Annotated in this window: 16 protein-coding genes; 6 read left to right on the top strand and 10 right to left on the bottom strand. The window is 57.5% G+C overall.

Going from position 1 to position 14,206, the window contains the following annotated elements:
- Nucleotides 1–65 precede the first annotated feature (65 nt).
- Entirely contained in the window at nucleotides 66–344 is a 279-nt protein-coding gene (locus LG290_RS12585) for an XRE family transcriptional regulator (protein WP_499835097.1), read from the bottom strand.
- A 194-nt stretch (nucleotides 345–538) separates the two neighbouring features.
- On the opposite strand from LG290_RS12585, the gene purE reads away from it, so the two are divergent.
- Together purE and LG290_RS12575 are read left to right on the top strand one after the other, a co-directional pair.
- Nucleotides 539–1,054: a 5-(carboxyamino)imidazole ribonucleotide mutase gene (purE, locus tag LG290_RS12580; RefSeq protein WP_499835096.1), complete on the top strand. Its 516-nt coding sequence runs from the start codon at nucleotides 539–541 to the stop codon at nucleotides 1,052–1,054.
- Nucleotides 1,055–1,064: 10 nt separating this feature from the next.
- On the top strand, nucleotides 1,065–2,177 hold the full coding sequence (locus LG290_RS12575) for a 5-(carboxyamino)imidazole ribonucleotide synthase (RefSeq protein WP_499835094.1): 1,113 nt from the start codon (nucleotides 1,065–1,067) through the stop codon (nucleotides 2,175–2,177).
- A 52-nt stretch (nucleotides 2,178–2,229) separates the two neighbouring features.
- Here the strand turns inward: LG290_RS12575 and LG290_RS12570 are convergent, their stop codons facing one another.
- The gene (locus tag LG290_RS12570) at nucleotides 2,230–2,781 is read right to left on the bottom strand and encodes a DUF2231 domain-containing protein (RefSeq protein WP_499835093.1); all 552 of its coding nucleotides are present in this window, start codon (nucleotides 2,779–2,781) and stop codon (nucleotides 2,230–2,232) included.
- Nucleotides 2,778–4,217: an ethylbenzene dehydrogenase-related protein gene (locus LG290_RS12565; protein WP_499835092.1), complete on the bottom strand. Its 1,440-nt coding sequence runs from the start codon at nucleotides 4,215–4,217 to the stop codon at nucleotides 2,778–2,780. Before LG290_RS12565 ends, LG290_RS12570 begins: the two co-directional genes overlap by 4 nt.
- A 232-nt stretch (nucleotides 4,218–4,449) precedes the next feature.
- On the opposite strand from LG290_RS12565, the gene LG290_RS12560 reads away from it, so the two are divergent.
- A complete protein-coding gene (locus tag LG290_RS12560) occupies nucleotides 4,450–4,620 on the top strand; it encodes a hypothetical protein (RefSeq protein WP_499835091.1) in 171 nt (56 codons plus the stop codon).
- Nucleotides 4,617–5,516: a prenyltransferase gene (locus LG290_RS12555; protein WP_499835090.1), complete on the top strand. Its 900-nt coding sequence runs from the start codon at nucleotides 4,617–4,619 to the stop codon at nucleotides 5,514–5,516. Before LG290_RS12560 ends, LG290_RS12555 begins: the two co-directional genes overlap by 4 nt.
- Nucleotides 5,517–5,663: 147 nt before the next feature.
- Here LG290_RS12555 and LG290_RS12550 read toward each other — a convergent pair whose 3' ends face one another.
- Complete coding sequence (locus LG290_RS12550) at nucleotides 5,664–6,452, bottom strand: SDR family NAD(P)-dependent oxidoreductase (RefSeq protein ID WP_499835089.1); 789 nt, start codon at nucleotides 6,450–6,452, stop codon at nucleotides 5,664–5,666.
- Nucleotides 6,453–6,725: 273 nt separating this feature from the next.
- Here LG290_RS12550 and LG290_RS12545 point away from each other — a divergent pair, with 273 nt between their 5' ends.
- Nucleotides 6,726–8,615 (top strand): PHA/PHB synthase family protein, encoded by a 1,890-nt coding sequence (locus LG290_RS12545; RefSeq protein ID WP_499835088.1) that lies wholly within the window; start codon nucleotides 6,726–6,728, stop codon nucleotides 8,613–8,615.
- A gap of 102 nt (nucleotides 8,616–8,717) precedes the next feature.
- On the opposite strand, the gene LG290_RS12540 is transcribed toward LG290_RS12545, so the two are convergent.
- The 6 genes from LG290_RS12540 to LG290_RS12515 form a co-directional block, all read right to left on the bottom strand.
- Complete coding sequence (locus LG290_RS12540) at nucleotides 8,718–9,488, bottom strand: transporter substrate-binding domain-containing protein (protein ID WP_499835087.1); 771 nt, start codon at nucleotides 9,486–9,488, stop codon at nucleotides 8,718–8,720.
- Between the two features lie 125 nt (nucleotides 9,489–9,613).
- Nucleotides 9,614–10,342 carry an ABC transporter permease gene (locus LG290_RS12535; protein ID WP_499835086.1) on the bottom strand — a complete coding sequence of 243 codons (729 nt, stop codon included), beginning with the start codon at nucleotides 10,340–10,342 and terminating at the stop codon, nucleotides 9,614–9,616.
- 1 nt (nucleotide 10,343) lies between these two features.
- Entirely contained in the window at nucleotides 10,344–11,045 is a 702-nt protein-coding gene (locus tag LG290_RS12530) for an ABC transporter permease (RefSeq protein WP_499835085.1), read from the bottom strand.
- Between the two features lie 17 nt (nucleotides 11,046–11,062).
- Complete coding sequence (locus LG290_RS12525; protein WP_160417775.1) at nucleotides 11,063–11,833, bottom strand: ABC transporter ATP-binding protein; 771 nt, start codon at nucleotides 11,831–11,833, stop codon at nucleotides 11,063–11,065.
- An 89-nt stretch (nucleotides 11,834–11,922) separates the two neighbouring features.
- On the bottom strand, nucleotides 11,923–12,909 hold the full coding sequence (locus LG290_RS12520) for a succinylglutamate desuccinylase (protein ID WP_499835084.1): 987 nt from the start codon (nucleotides 12,907–12,909) through the stop codon (nucleotides 11,923–11,925).
- Nucleotides 12,910–13,350 (bottom strand): hemerythrin domain-containing protein, encoded by a 441-nt coding sequence (locus LG290_RS12515; protein ID WP_499835083.1) that lies wholly within the window; start codon nucleotides 13,348–13,350, stop codon nucleotides 12,910–12,912.
- A gap of 252 nt (nucleotides 13,351–13,602) precedes the next feature.
- On the opposite strand from LG290_RS12515, the gene wrbA reads away from it, so the two are divergent.
- Nucleotides 13,603–14,202 carry an NAD(P)H:quinone oxidoreductase gene (wrbA, locus tag LG290_RS12510; protein ID WP_499835082.1) on the top strand — a complete coding sequence of 200 codons (600 nt, stop codon included), beginning with the start codon at nucleotides 13,603–13,605 and terminating at the stop codon, nucleotides 14,200–14,202.
- Nucleotides 14,203–14,206 lie beyond the last annotated feature (4 nt).

Here is a 14,206-nt window from a genome sequence, read left to right as displayed (position 1 = left end):
TAACAAGCGCGCCATAGGCGCGCTTGTCGTTCGAGATAGGTGGGTATAGCAACGTCGCACTGGTCTTATGGTGGCGTGAGCTCCGGTTCGATGGTGCGGCGCAGAATGAGCAATTCATCGAGGCTCAAATGCTCCAGGCGACCGGATAGCAGGTCGCTGATCTTCTGCACGGGAAGGCCTGCACGCCGAGCGATTTCACGGCTTCCCAATTCCGAGGCGGCAATCAGCCGGGTAAGAATGCGCATCAAGCGCGTGCGTTTTTCCAGTTCCCTGACGTCGAGGTCAGGGCTGCTTCGCGGAGGATCGATCAAATCCGTGCCAGCGAACGAATGTGCCGTACTCATGGTGCTCCAATAGGCAATTGCGACAGGCACAGAATGCCGCTAATCGCAGCGCATTTTCAATGGAAAAATGATGAAAATTTCATTGCCGAGGCAAATACCCTGCGAATGGCTGGCTCTGGTAGACTATGCGCCTTATTTTTCGGGTGTCATTGCACCTCGTTTTCTCGATTGGCCGCTTGGCCGAGGAGTTATGGATGTCGTCGAACAGCTCGCCCAAGGTGGGTGTGATCATGGGGTCAAAGTCGGATTGGCCGGTAATGGAACATGCCGTCGCCATGCTGGCGCGTCTGGGCGTGAGCTATGAAACCCGTGTGGTATCGGCACACCGCACCCCGGATTTGCTGTTCGACTATGCCAAATCCGCCGCCGACCGTGGCCTTCAGGTGATTGTGGCCGGTGCCGGTGGTGCAGCGCACCTGCCGGGGATGGTGGCCTCGCAAACGCCGCTTCCTGTCCTGGGTGTGCCGGTGGAGTCCAAGGCGCTCAAGGGGCTGGATTCATTGCTCTCGATTGCTCAGATGCCGGGAGGCATTGCCGTGGGCACGCTGGCGATTGGCAAGGCAGGTGCCACCAATGCCGGACTTCTGGCAGCGCAGATCGTCGGCTTGCATGATAAGGCCGTGCGCGAGGCCGTCGAGGCGTTTCGTTCCGAGCAGACGCAGAACGTGCTCGATAACCCGGACCCGCGTCCCACCCCTGAATCGCAATGAGGATAGCACCATGAATATCGGCGTATTGGGAGCCGGCCAGCTGGGCCGGATGTTGGCACTGGCCGGTTATCCTCTGGGTAATCGGTTCACGTTTCTGGACACCACTGGCAACCCCAGCGTGGGCATTGGGGAGGTGATTGTCGACCCGGAAAACACCCAGCTCGAGACCTTTCTCGACCAGGTGGACCTGGTGACCTACGAATTCGAACATTTGCCCGTCGAGCTGGTACGCGAGATCGAAGCGCGCAAGCCGGTGTATCCAAGCAGCCGTGCGATTGCGGTATGCCAGAACCGGGTGGAAGAAAAAACGTTGTTCGAGCACTTGGGCATTCCCACCCCAGCCTATCGGGTGGTGGAAAGCGCCGAGCAGCTGAAAGCAGCAGCCCTTGAACTGGGTTGCCCGGTAGTGGCCAAGTCTGTCACCGAAGGCTATGACGGCAAGGGACAGGCGGTACTCAAGACGCCCGAACAGGCCGAGCAGGCCTGGGCCGACATCAAGCATCCCAAGCTGATCGTCGAGGCTTTCGTCGATTTTGTGCGTGAGGTCTCGATGATTGCCGTGCGCGGCCGCGATGGCGACGTGGTGTTTTATCCCATGGCGGAAAATGTCCATGTGGACGGTATTCTGCGCTACTCCCTGGCGCCGCTGCCCGATCTGGACGAAGGCGTTCAGCAAACCGCCGACAGCTATATTCTGTCTTTGCTCGACGAACTGGATTACGTCGGCGTGCTGGCGCTGGAGTTGTTCCAGACGCCTGATGGCGGACTTCTGGCCAACGAGATGGCACCTCGGGTGCATAACTCGGGCCACTGGACGCAGAACGGTGCCGTCACCAGCCAATTCGAGAACCATTTGCGCGCCATTCAAGGTCTGCCCCTGGGCCAGACCGCCGCACTGGCACCGACCTGCATGGTCAATGTCATCGGTCGTGAAGGTGACAGCGCTGACATCCTGGCGTTACCCGATGCCCATCTGCATCGTTACGACAAAAGTGAGCGCCTCGGTCGAAAGCTGGCTCATATCAACCTGGTGGCGCCCACCCATGGTGAGCTTCTGGAGAAGGTGCGTCGCTGCGCCGCTTTATTGCCGGAGGCTTCCGCGCCGCGTTTCAGCTTCGAGTAGGCTGACTGTCTGACGTTGCAATTCGGCAACGCAAGCGGAGGTGGCGCTGGCGTCAGCCGGTCCTGCGCTGGTCCATGATGCCGAGCACCGCGCAGGCCAAGCCGATGAGCACCATCACGGCGCTGACCCAGAAGGGGCTGTAGAAGGTGGTATAGACCTCCCATCCCATCAGGCCGAGCACATCGGAAAACAGCGTCGGGGCGCCGACCAGATGGCCGCCCAAGGTGCCGGCGGCGGCGAAGAACAGTCCGCCGATCAGCGCGAGGAGGACCAGCACCCAGCGCCGGGCGCCGTCGAAGGCCGCGTTGCCCGCTCGCCAGACCAGCACGGTCAGCATGGCGAAGATACCCAGCGACCAGAGCGCCATCAGGATGTGATTGCGCGCCAGAGGACTGTGCGTGCTGGCCTCGATCGGCCAGATCAAAAATCCCGTGACGATGGCGGCCAGGGCACCGAGCAGGCTGAGGATCAGTACCGGCAGCAGGGCGGCGCGGCTAATTTCGGCCATGCGACCTGGCAGCAGGGCACCGACCAGGATCATCAGGGTGGCGAGTGCCCAGAAACCCAGCGGGAAGTGTACGAGCATATGGTGCATGCCGGTCATGAGCGGTCTCCTTCACGAGTCGAGCGAAAGTCGGGTAGCAGGGCAAGGGTCACCCCTAGCATGGCGATCAGCCCGGCCAGCAGGGTTATCCACCATCGCCAAGTGATGGCGTCATTGAACTCCATCTCGACCCCGTAGAGCGCCAGCTGCTTCTCGCTGTGGCGCGCACGCACTGGGGTGCCCTCGGAGATGTCCTCCACACCGGCATGGGCGCGGCTGATCAGCAGCGGCCAGTCCACCTGCCCGGGGTAGAAGAGGGTCATGTCGAACCATTCATCGCTCCAGTCGGGCGAGCTGCCGGAGAAGCTGGCGGCCTGGAGGTCGGCATCACGCCCCAGCCCCAGGGAGTAGGGATGGGAGACATAGTGCCAGCGACTGCCGGTGGCATTGCGGTAGACGGCGATGCCGATGTCGTAGATCCCCTGCTCGGTGAGGATCTTGTCATCCAGCGGGTTGCCGGTGTCCAGGTCGCGCACCAGGGTCACGTCCCAGTAGCCGTCCTCCCAGCGTGCCTGGCCATGGACGGCGATGCTGCCCCGCGAGCCCTCGGGCTGGCGCAGCAGGCGGCGAGGGATTACGTCGCCCTCCTGCCAGTTGTGGTCAGGATTAAAATCGGTCCGGTTATCTTCCGACAGATAGTAGAGGCCGTTGAAATCGACCTCATCGGATATCACGTCTTCCCAGCGCAAGGCTCGCTGGCCCGTTTCCTCGGGGTCGAGCATCCAGCGTGGCTGGTCGTTGTCGTCATCCCAGTTGGTGGTATAGGGCCCCGAGCCGGCATCGCTGTTGCGATACTCGCCGACCCACTGGTCATCCGAGGCGCCAATGGGGTTGGAGCGCCCGGCACGCCAGTGCCAGAGATCTAGGAAATAGCCGGCCTCGCGCTGGGCGGCGAGGACGTCAGCATCCGCCACACTGCGCCAGTCGTTCTGGTCGGTGCGGGTGGCTGGCAAGTACTTACGGACGTCGCTTTTCCCCAGCTGTTGCCCGAGATAGGGATGCTCCGAAACCTCCGCCGGGCTCGCCGAGTCGCTGAAGAAACGCATTTGGTCACCCACGGTGATGTAGCCGCCATAGCGACCGAAGTCGGGTACGCCACCGTCGTCCACCAGCATGGCGACCCGATCCTCGTAGGTGCCGTCGGGGTCGGGACCCGGTCGGGAGTTGCCGTGGCGGACCCACTCGCCATCAGTGTAGCGCAGCATGTCATGGTAGACATGGGCCTGCTCGGCGGGCCAGCGGTAGCGGAAGAAGATCTGTTTGCCATTGTAGGCGGACTGCACCTGAAGCGGCATGGTCAGCTCGTCTGGGATCGAAATGTTGCGCTCTGGGTCATTCTCGATCACCCCGGTGCCTTGAGTGACCCAGGCCAACCCGAGGACAATCGGCAACCCGAGGACCAGCCAGGGGCCAGTGCCCTTGTCGTGATGTGCCATGTGAACTCCTGCTTCAGGAAAATTAATTTCATTGTTGAGTCCAGTATGGACCTGCTTGAGGGAGGTTACTTGATATAAGTCAATATGGTTGCGACAACGCGCCGCATGGTTTGAAGGCTGATGCCGATCGACGACACTGTCAGTAGCTTTTGGCAAGGCGAGGAACGATGCGACGACTGCTGAGGCAGGGCATTCCTGCCTTACACATTCACAGCGAGGTCTTCGATTTCTTATGGACAAGATCGCTTATACCTTTATCGCCTTTCTGGCCAGTATCCTCACCCTGGTCTCGGCCAGTGCGCTATCTCAGTCGGGTGACGAGGAGCGTGATCACGAAGCACTCGTGCTGGTGATTGATTGGCTGCATGGTGCAAAAAGCTCGCCTCGGAGTCGTCCGATATGATGACAATGCAGACCGTATTTCAGGCAACAAGGCCCGGATTTCTGATCTTGGCGCCGCTTTGTGCCCTGCTCGGAATCTTGCTGGCGGTGCACCAGCCTATCTTGCTGGTTCCCTTGGATACCGTGTTAGTCATGGTGGGCGGGTTGTTGGCTCATGCTGCCGTCAACCTGCTTAACGAATACGAGGACTTCCACTCGGGGCTTGACCAGATAACACAGCGCACGCCATTTTCAGGCGGTAGCGGCGCTCTGCCGGCCGAACCCACGGCAGCACCGGCGGTATTGAGTGCGGGGGTGGCAGCGCTAGTTGGCGTGGTGGCTATCGGGGGCTACTTTTTCTGGGCGCGAGGCTGGCCGGTGCTGGCTTTCGGGGCTGTCGGGCTAGTGCTCGTCGTTACCTATACGCGCTGGATCACGCGTTCAGCGTGGCTTTGCCTGCTGGCCCCGGGGGTGGGATTCGGCTTGGCAGTGACTCTGGGCGCGCTGATAGCGCTCGGTGGCCGAATCGATTTGTCGGCGCTGGTGGTATCTGTGGTGGTAGGGCTGCTGGTAAGCGAGTTGTTGCTGCTCAATCAGTTCCCGGACAGCGAGGCTGACCGACATATTGGGCGCCGGCACCTGCCGATCGCGATTGGACTGCACCGCGCCGCTTGGCTGGTGGTCGCGATGCTGCTTGGGAGCTATGCAGTGACAGGACTGGCCGTGCTGACCGGATGGCTACCAGTGGCAGCCATGTTGTCCTGGCTAACACTTCCTGGTGCGCTTTGGCTGGCCTGGCAACTGCCTGGGACACTGAAGGATCGGTTGCCTCTCGAGCCTTTGATGGGGCTCAACGTGGTGGTGTTGCTGGTGACTCTTGCTTTGCTGGCGGCAGGGCTTTGGTTAGGTTGGTCCTGACGCTCAGGTTCGTAGATGGCGAAGATGGCGAAGGACATCGACGGCTACAGCGGCGCCACCCTGCGCGGCAACAAGGTTCAGCCGGCGTTCCGTGACGCGCTCAACCGCAGGGTCTACAGCTGACATTTCACCGCGATTGTTGAGCGGCTATCGAGACAGGTAGCCACCATCAATCAGCAGTTCGCTGCCGGTGACGAACTTGGACTCGTCTGACGCCAGGTACAGCGCGCCATAGGCGATATCGTCTGGTTCGCCCACATGGCCAATGGGGTGTAGCGCATCCAGCTGTTTACGAAATGCCTCGACCCCTTCCGGCGATTCCTTGCCCAGATTTTCCACCAATGGTGTCCAGATAAACCCTGGATGAATCGAATTGACGCGAATATTATCCTTGGCATAGAAGAGCGCATCGTTCTTGCTCATCACCCGTACCGCCCCCTTGGAGGCATGGTAGGGCGGAAGGTCGGCAGCCCCTACAATGCCGTAGATCGAAGACAGGTTGATGATGCTGCCTTGCCCGGCTTTCTGCATGAAAGGAATCGCATGCTTGGTGCAGAAAAATACCCCGTTGACGTTGATCGCCATGAGGTTGTTCCACTCTTCGGCCGTTACCTCATGCGTTGGCTTGTTGGGTCCCGAGACCCCCGCATTGTTGACCAGAACATTGAGGCTGCCGAAGGTGTCGGCCACCTCGGAAAATACGTTTTTCACTTGTTCTTCGCTGGACGTATCGAGGTGCCAATACTCGGCGGTACCGCCGGCGTTGTTGATCTCCTCAACGACTTTTTTACCTTCTTCATCCTGAATGTCCGTGACCGCCACCTTGGCTCCCTCGCGGGCCAATAGCAGGGAAATAGCGCGGCCAATGCCAAATACGCCACCAGTGACCAAAACTACTTTATTTTCCACACGCTTATTCGAACTTGCGTTGCTCACGGTCTTCTCCTTGTTTCAGCAACGAAGCGAGAGGCTCCGTTTTAAACTGTTTTTTAAAGCTCTGCTTTTGTAACGCAGTGCTATGTATTGATGTGATTCAAGTTTAGTCCAAACCGTTGGTCTTACAAAAAATTGGTCTTACAAAATAAAGCGTCAGCCAGCCGTAGGCTCTGGACTCATGCGATACGGACTTTCCAATACGACGCTCTCAACTATGCTGGAGTATGCATTGCAGTTGTTGTGTGAATGAGACCCTGCTTGAGGGAGGAAAGGATGCAAGACACCAATGAAGGTAGCAGTAGCACCCGGCGTGGGCCGAAACGTCGCGAAGAAACCGGTGCGTCTAAACGTCCCTTGGCGCCGCGGCCAGTGACATCGGAGTTGCCCCGCCGCAAGCGCCGCCATGCGGCCAGTGGCGGACAATGGGAGGCCAAGGGTGAAGGCGATATTTTTAGTGTCACCGACCGAACAGCACATGCCGCCCTCGGCCGAATGACGGGTGGGGTTTCGCCGGTGGCTCTCATGCAGGCCTTCAGCGATTGGGCCTGGCACTTGAGTCTCTCCCCGGGAAAACAGGCCCAGCTGGGTGTCAAAATGGCACGCAAAGCAGCCCGGCTATGGGGGTTTTTACCTAGCTCCATACAAGGAGCAGGATGCAAACCTTGTATTGAACCCCTGCCCGAGGATGATCGATTCGAGAGTGAGGCGTGGCAGAAATGGCCCTACAATGTCATTTACCAATCATTTCTGTTAAATCAGCAATGGTGGTACAACGCCGCCGTGGATGTGGATGGTGTCACACCGCACCACGAGGATGTGGTGGAGTTCGTGTTTCGGCAGATCCTTGACGGACTTTCACCGAGCAACTCGCCATTGACCAACCCCGAAGTGACAAAGCGGGCTCTGGAAACCGGGGGCAGTAATTTCGTCAGTGGCTATTTGCATTTCCTGGAAGATGCGCGGCGCCTTTCGGCGGGTGAACGACCGGTCGGCGCCGAGAAATACCGTCCCGGCGAAACGGTAGCGGTGACGCCGGGCAAGGTTATCTACCGCAACCGCTTGATGGAGCTGATTCAGTACAGCCCCACCACGGACAAGGTTCAAGCAGAGCCTTTGCTGATCATTCCTGCCTGGATCATGAAATACTACATCCTGGATCTTTCACCGGATAATTCCCTGGTGCGCTGGCTAGTGGGGGAGGGATACACGGTGTTCATGGTGTCATGGAAGAACCCCGATGCTGAAGATCGCGATATGGGTATGGATGATTACCGGCGCCTCGGCGTGATGGAGGCCCTCGACGCCGTCAATGCCGTGGTTCCGAATCAGAAAGTTCATGCCGTGGGGTATTGCCTGGGAGGTACGTTGCTGTCGATCGCGGCTGCCGCCATGGCGCGCCACAAGGATGATCGTCTGGCTTCGCTGAGCCTGCTTGCCGCGGAAACGGATTTCGAAGAGCCTGGGGAGCTGGAACTGTTCATCGACGAAAGTCAGGTGAGCTTTTTACAGGATTTGATGTGGCAGCAGGGCTATCTGGACAAATGGCAGATGCGCGGCACTTTCGTTTTCCTGCGCTCTAATGACCTTATCTGGTCCGCTTGGGTGAAGTCTTACTTGATGGGGGAGCAACTGCCGATGTTCGACCTGATGGCTTGGAGTACCGATGCCACTCGTATGACCTATCGTATGCATTCGGAATACCTAGAACAGCTGTATCTCGAAAACGCACTGGCGGAAGGTAACTACTGGGTGGACAACAGTCCTGTGCTGTTAAGCGATATTCAGGTGCCGCTTTTCTCGGTGGCCACTCGCACCGACCATATTGCCCCTTGGCGCTCCGTCTATGAGATCCATTTATTGGCAGACACGGACATCACTTTTCTCTTGACCAGCGGTGGACATAACGCGGGCGTCGTCAGCGAGCCGGGAAAAACCCATCGTGTCTATCAAATTGCCGACACGCCTAACGATGCACCTTACGTGGATCCCAACACCTGGCGGGAACTGGTTCCTGAGCGCCAAGGATCCTGGTGGCCCGAGTGGAAAGCCTGGTTGATGGAACGTTCCAGTGGTGAAACCACTTCGCCACCTTCCATGGGGGCGCCGAAATCTGGCTATCAACCAATGGACGATGCTCCGGGGCGGTACGTGCTGCAGGAGTAAGCGCTTTGGAATATCTCGAACAGCCCGCTTCAAAACTTGGCTGAAGCGGGCTGTTGTATGGCAGGACAAGTACGAAATAGCTAATTTGAAGGGGCTAGGCGTTTATTCTTCGTCACCGAAATATTTCTGGTGAATTTCATCGTAGGTGCCGTCTTGTTGTACTTCATCCAGGGCCTCGTTGAAACGCTCGGCCAAGGCTTCATCGCGCGGACGGAAGGCGATGCCGAAACCGTCACCGAAGTACTCCTTGGGTTCGGTGATCTTTTCGCCGACCACTTGATAGTCACGGTTCTCGCTATCGATCAAGGTGGCTTTTCCTACGGGGTAGTCCAGAAAGACGATATCCAGGCGCTCGGCTTCCATATCCAGCACCATATCATCGGCGGTGGAGTAGCGGTTGATATCGGCCACGTTGCCATACATGTCAGTGACGTAATTGTCCTGCAGGGTGCCGCGTTGCACGCCGATGGTCTTGCCTTCGAGGCTTTCCTTGGTGGTTTCTTCCAGTTCGCTGGTTGCCGGAGCGAACCAGGCGGAAGGCGGCGTGAAGTAAGGGTCGGAAAACAGCACGGTCTGGCGGCGTTGATCATTGATGGTCATCGACGACATGATAGCGTCGTAGTTACGCGCCAATAACCCGGGAACGATGCCATCCCACTCCTGCTCGATCCATTCGCAGGTCACCCCGACCCGCTCGCAAAGCTCGTTACCCAGGTCGATGTCGAACCCGGTCAGCTCACCCTCGGGAGTACGGTATTCCATCGGCTCGTAGGGAACATCGACGCCGATACGTACATGATCATAATCGCGTGCCTGAGCGGTGGTGGCGGCAATTGCCAGGCCGAGTAGAGAAACGGTCAACAACTTCTTCATTATTTGACTCCTGTCGAGAGAGGTTCACCTGATGGTGATCAGCATTAACCTAACCCAGGATGCGAGCGAGGCAAAGTATTTGGTTAACGCGGAACCAACGTTTGTTTGAGCCAGGCGCGCTCGGCTCAGCTGAGTGGCCTGAGGTGTGCCAGCAATTTTTTCTCCAGAAAGCGAAAGAAATACAGGATCGCGAAGGTCAGGCACAGGTAAATTGCCGCCACGAACAGGAAGGCTTCGAAAGGCGCGTAATACCGTGCATAGACGAAACGGGCCGCCCCGGTCAGGTCCATCAGGGTGACCACACTGGCGATGGCGCTGGCGTGCAGCATGAAGATCACTTCGTTGCCATAGGCAGGCAGCGCCCGCCGAAAAGCGCTGGGGAGAATTATGCGGCGCATCATCAGATTCTGTGACATGCCATAGGCGCGGGCGGCTTCGATCTCGCCACGAGCGGTGGCCTTGATGGCGCCGTGAAAAATCTCCGTGGTGTAGGCCGCCGTGTTTAAGGTGAAGGCAATCAGGGCGGGATAGAAAGCTTCACGCAGCAACGGCCAAAGAAAAGATTCCTGAATACCATCGACGAATACCACACCGTAATAAATGATATACAGCTGAATCAGTAGCGGTGTGCCGCGAAACACATAGGTGTAAAGATAAATCGGCAGACGAATCCATTGATGCTTCGAGCCGCGTAGTACTGCCAGCGGCACCGCCATTACCAGGCCTATTACCAAGGATAGAAATACCAGCTGGGTGGTGGTGACCAGACCTTGCCAATAATAGCCCAGAGTCTGGGCGGTAAAGATTAGATTGCCGGCTAGAAGATCGTTGAACCAGGTGGAAATGTCCAGCATGTCAGTGCTCTCCGAAGCCGATATTGTAGCGCTTTTGCAACCGCGCGAAGATCCATTCGGAAACGCTTGCGATCACCAGGTAGGCGGCGGCTACCGGCAGCAGAAAAACAAACGGTTCATGGGTGGCGCGTGATGCTTCTGCAGCTACTCGCACCATATCGGTCAAACCGATGACCGAGACCAGAGCGGTGGTCTTTAGCAGCACCATCCAATTGTTGGAAAGCCCGGGAAGTGCGTGGCGCATCATTTGTGGAAAGCGAATGCGGCGAAACAGCAGCCAGTTATTCATGCCATAGGCACGCCCGGCTTCTATCTGGCCGTTATCTACTGCCATGAAGGCGCCACGAAAGGTTTCCCCCATGTAGGCGCCGAAGATGAAACCAATGGTGAGCACTCCGGCGGCAAAGGCGTTGAAACTGATGTAATAATCTATCCCGAAATTATCGTAGAGCATGTCACTGATGACATTGACCCCCATCTGACCGCCGAAAAACAACAACATCATCAGCACAAGGTCCGGTACACCCCGAATCAGCGTGGTGTAAACGGTGGCTGTTGCATGGATCAAGCGGTTGCGGGACATCTTGGCGCTGGCGGTAACAAGCCCCAATACCAGTGCCAGCGCCAGTGACAACAGCGCCAGCTGGATAGTGACCCCGGCACCTTCGAGCAGGCGGGGGCCGTAACCTTGCAGGTCGAGCATGCTAAGCCTCGCAGGAGTCAGTATTTAGGTGCCAGAAATTGTTTCAGGCGCGGGGATTGAGGGTTATTGAGTACTTCCTTGGGATGGCCGGCTTCTTCGACGAGCCCCTGGTGCAGGTAAATCACCTGGCTGGATACATCGCGAGCAAACCCCATCTCATGGGTGACCACCACCATGGTGCGGCCTTCATCGGCAAGGTCGCGCATGACTTTGAGCACATCCCCGACCAGTTCCGGATCAAGGGCCGAGGTAGGCTCATCAAATAGCATCACTTCGGGATTCATCGCCAAGGCGCGGGCGATGGCACCGCGTTGTTGCTGCCCACCTGACATTTGGGCAGGGTAGGCATCGGCACGCGCAGTCAAGCCGACACGTTCGAGCAGGGCGCGAGCGTGCTCGATAGCTTCTTTTTTCGGTTGGCCTAACACATGAACCGGAGCTTCTATGATGTTTTCCAGAAGCGTCATATGAGCCCAGAGATTGAAGCTTTGAAATACCATGGAAAGCTTGGCACGCATGCGTACCACTTGTTTCCAGTCCGCTGGTTCGCGGCCGTAACGCGTCTGCTTGAAGCGAATTTCTTCTCCGTGAAGCAGCAGGTCGCCTTCATCGGGTTGTTCCAATAAATTCATGCAACGCAGAAAAGTGCTCTTGCCTGATCCCGAGGCTCCGATCAAGGTGATGACATCACCTTTATGGGCTTTCAGTGAGAGACCCTTGAGCACCTCTGTCTCGCCGAAGCGCTTCTTGATGTTGCGCACTTCAAGGGGAATAGGCGTAGCGGCCATGACATAGGCTCCAATACGGGTGGTTGGCGCGAAAAGGAGGCGATTCTAACAGCCATGGCGTCAGAGAGGCGTCAACGGTAGCATTTTGATTATTCGACTTTAGTGGTAGATGTTGCCAGCAGTGCCGCGCGTTCGCCAAGCGCCACTCGAGCGTTGGGAAATACCACATGGAGCGGTGCTCCCTCCACACGAAACTCACCTGTCGCACTGTCCCAAGCCAGACAGGCACCCGGTGGAAACGCCGTAAAGTTGGGAATAGCCTCGGAAAAACACAGCTGAAAGTCCACTGAATGGCGCCTTATCTCGTGGGTCACCTGGAAGAACGCCATGCTCTGGGGGACTGCGGTGGCGGGCGGCTCCCCTTTTACCAAGGCCTTTAATAGCCCAAGGAAGGGCTGGAGGGACTGGAGGTCATTGTCGCCGAAGGGCGCAACACGGCCGAGCTCAAGAGTAAACGATTGGGCGCCGTGGTAGTGTCGCGAATAATGAGAAAACGTCCAGCTGGGCTGATGTTGACGCAAGACGGCCTGGATGTCGGCCGCGGCCAGCCATTGCCATTGCTCAGGCTGAGTAGGCGTTTCGGCAAACGGTTCAACCACAAAGCGCGGGTAACGGCTCTCACGAATGGCGGTATGCAGATCATAGTGCAGGGCAGGAAAACCGACATGTGATTGATAGAATGTATCCACGGCCGCCATGAGTTCCCGAGCGCGGTTGGGTTCCTCCCCAACATCTTCAAGACCGCGTTTAAAAAGACGGTTGAGGTTAGTGGTAATAAAGCGTTCGTTGTTCACCAGCGCTGTCAGGTTGCCCAGAATGATCAGTACCGGCGCCCCTAGAGAAAGTGTGCCGGCCTCAAGCCCTGCCAGCAATTCGCCGACAAGCTCCACCGGGGCGGTTTCATTGCCGTGAATGGCGGCGGAAATGATACAGGCGTGTGCGTCAGGGCGTGGTTGAGTAGGGATAAGTTCCAGAATGCCCGGGGCAGGGGAGTAATAACGCCCCAAGGGCAGGTTGCCGCTCAAGACGCTGGTCTCATCGCCACCCAAGGCTGCATCCAGCCAATCGTTTAACATTCAGGCATCTCGTTGTCGCTGCATTTCTTGCTGGTATTCGTCGGCCAGCGCTGTTTTTTGGTCGTCGGCAAGGCCACGCCCGGCTAGCTGGAATGCTTCCTGTTCTTCCTCATCGAGATGATGAGTCACCAGATGCTGAAGCTGCTTGGCGTGGGTCAACCAGCTGGTGGCGCTGTAGTCAGTCTCATCCAGGCGTTCGAGCAATTCATCGATTTCGTGATGCTCGGCGATGCTGTGACGGGCCTTTTCCTGAGTCAAGTCAACTTCCAGCATGGGTACGTAAAGCGCCCGCTCTTCGGCTGCGGCGTGGGAGTGCAGCTCTGTGCGTATTCTTTTATAAAGCGTATCGCGTTCCTCGCTGGCACCCTGAGTGGCAACCAGCTGGCTGAGCAAGTCTCGCTGAATCTCGTGGTCTTGGCGTAGCGCTTCGAAAATCGTCATGACTGTGCCTCCCATTGAATCAACGTTCTCTATTAATAGCGACAAGGAAGAAAGAGCGCAAGCCGGGCACATATCACTGGCTGGGCGAGTTCTATCGAGAAAATCGCATCAAGGCATCGAAAACCTTCGCTTTTTTCAGCCGTTAACTCGTCTATCTTGAAAGCTGGTGTTTTGGCCATTTGCCTATGTGCACCCTCTGATATCCACAACAGCTATCTATCACAGCTTTCCATTACAGCAAGGAGTCAGTTCATGACTAAGGTTCTGGTACTTTACTATTCCATGTACGGGCATATCGACACCATGGCAAAGGCCGTAGCGGAAGGCGCCAAGGCCGTCGAGGGAGTGGAAGTGACGCTCAAGCGTGTACCGGAAACCATGGACCCTCAGGCTTACGAGAAGGCCGGCGGCAAACAGGACTTTGATACTCAGGAGGCCACCCCTGCGGAACTGGCCGACTTTGACGCCATCATCGTGGGAACGCCCACGCGCTTTGGCAACATGACCGGACAGATGCGCACCTTTTTCGATCAGACCGGCGGGCTGTGGTTCAGCGGTGCACTGCGCGGCAAGGTGGCCAGTGTCTTCACGTCCACCGGTACCGGAGGTGGAGAGGAGATGACCATTACCTCCACCTGGACGACGCTGGCCCACCACGGCATGGTGATCGTGCCGATCGGTTATGGTATCGAGGAGCAGTTCGATATTTCCCAGGCCAGTGGCGGAACGCCCTATGGAGCCTCCACCATGGCCGGCGCCGACGGCTCGCGCCAGCCCGATGAACGCGAGCTCAAGATCGCCCGTTTTCAGGGCGAATATGTGGCAGGCATTACCGCGAAGCTCAAGGACTGATAAA

Source organism: Halomonas sediminis (genome assembly GCF_044871105.1).
GTDB lineage: Bacteria > Pseudomonadota > Gammaproteobacteria > Pseudomonadales > Halomonadaceae > Vreelandella > Vreelandella zhuhanensis.
The sequence above is the reverse complement of the archived record's forward strand: the minus strand, read 5'-3'. Positions and strand labels throughout refer to the sequence as shown.

Excerpts from the sequence above, each read along its gene's own strand:
- LG290_RS12525 (WP_160417775.1), bottom strand. The coding sequence starts at position 11,833 with ATGGCCGCTACGCCTATTCCCCTTGAAGTGCGCAACATCAAGAAGCGC.
- LG290_RS12560 (WP_499835091.1), top strand. The coding sequence starts at position 4,450 with ATGGACAAGATCGCTTATACCTTTATCGCCTTTCTGGCCAGTATCCTC.
- LG290_RS12555 (WP_499835090.1), top strand. The coding sequence starts at position 4,617 with ATGATGACAATGCAGACCGTATTTCAGGCAACAAGGCCCGGATTTCTG.
- wrbA (WP_499835082.1), top strand. The coding sequence starts at position 13,603 with ATGACTAAGGTTCTGGTACTTTACTATTCCATGTACGGGCATATCGAC.
- LG290_RS12575 (WP_499835094.1), top strand. The coding sequence starts at position 1,065 with ATGAATATCGGCGTATTGGGAGCCGGCCAGCTGGGCCGGATGTTGGCA.
- LG290_RS12530 (WP_499835085.1), bottom strand. The coding sequence starts at position 11,045 with ATGCTCGACCTGCAAGGTTACGGCCCCCGCCTGCTCGAAGGTGCCGGG.
- LG290_RS12585 (WP_499835097.1), bottom strand. The coding sequence starts at position 344 with ATGAGTACGGCACATTCGTTCGCTGGCACGGATTTGATCGATCCTCCG.
- LG290_RS12570 (WP_499835093.1), bottom strand. The coding sequence starts at position 2,781 with ATGACCGGCATGCACCATATGCTCGTACACTTCCCGCTGGGTTTCTGG.
- LG290_RS12565 (WP_499835092.1), bottom strand. The coding sequence starts at position 4,217 with ATGGCACATCACGACAAGGGCACTGGCCCCTGGCTGGTCCTCGGGTTG.
- LG290_RS12540 (WP_499835087.1), bottom strand. The coding sequence starts at position 9,488 with ATGAAGAAGTTGTTGACCGTTTCTCTACTCGGCCTGGCAATTGCCGCC.
- LG290_RS12545 (WP_499835088.1), top strand. The coding sequence starts at position 6,726 with ATGCAAGACACCAATGAAGGTAGCAGTAGCACCCGGCGTGGGCCGAAA.
- LG290_RS12535 (WP_499835086.1), bottom strand. The coding sequence starts at position 10,342 with ATGCTGGACATTTCCACCTGGTTCAACGATCTTCTAGCCGGCAATCTA.
- purE (WP_499835096.1), top strand. The coding sequence starts at position 539 with ATGTCGTCGAACAGCTCGCCCAAGGTGGGTGTGATCATGGGGTCAAAG.
- LG290_RS12520 (WP_499835084.1), bottom strand. The coding sequence starts at position 12,909 with ATGTTAAACGATTGGCTGGATGCAGCCTTGGGTGGCGATGAGACCAGC.
- LG290_RS12515 (WP_499835083.1), bottom strand. The coding sequence starts at position 13,350 with ATGACGATTTTCGAAGCGCTACGCCAAGACCACGAGATTCAGCGAGAC.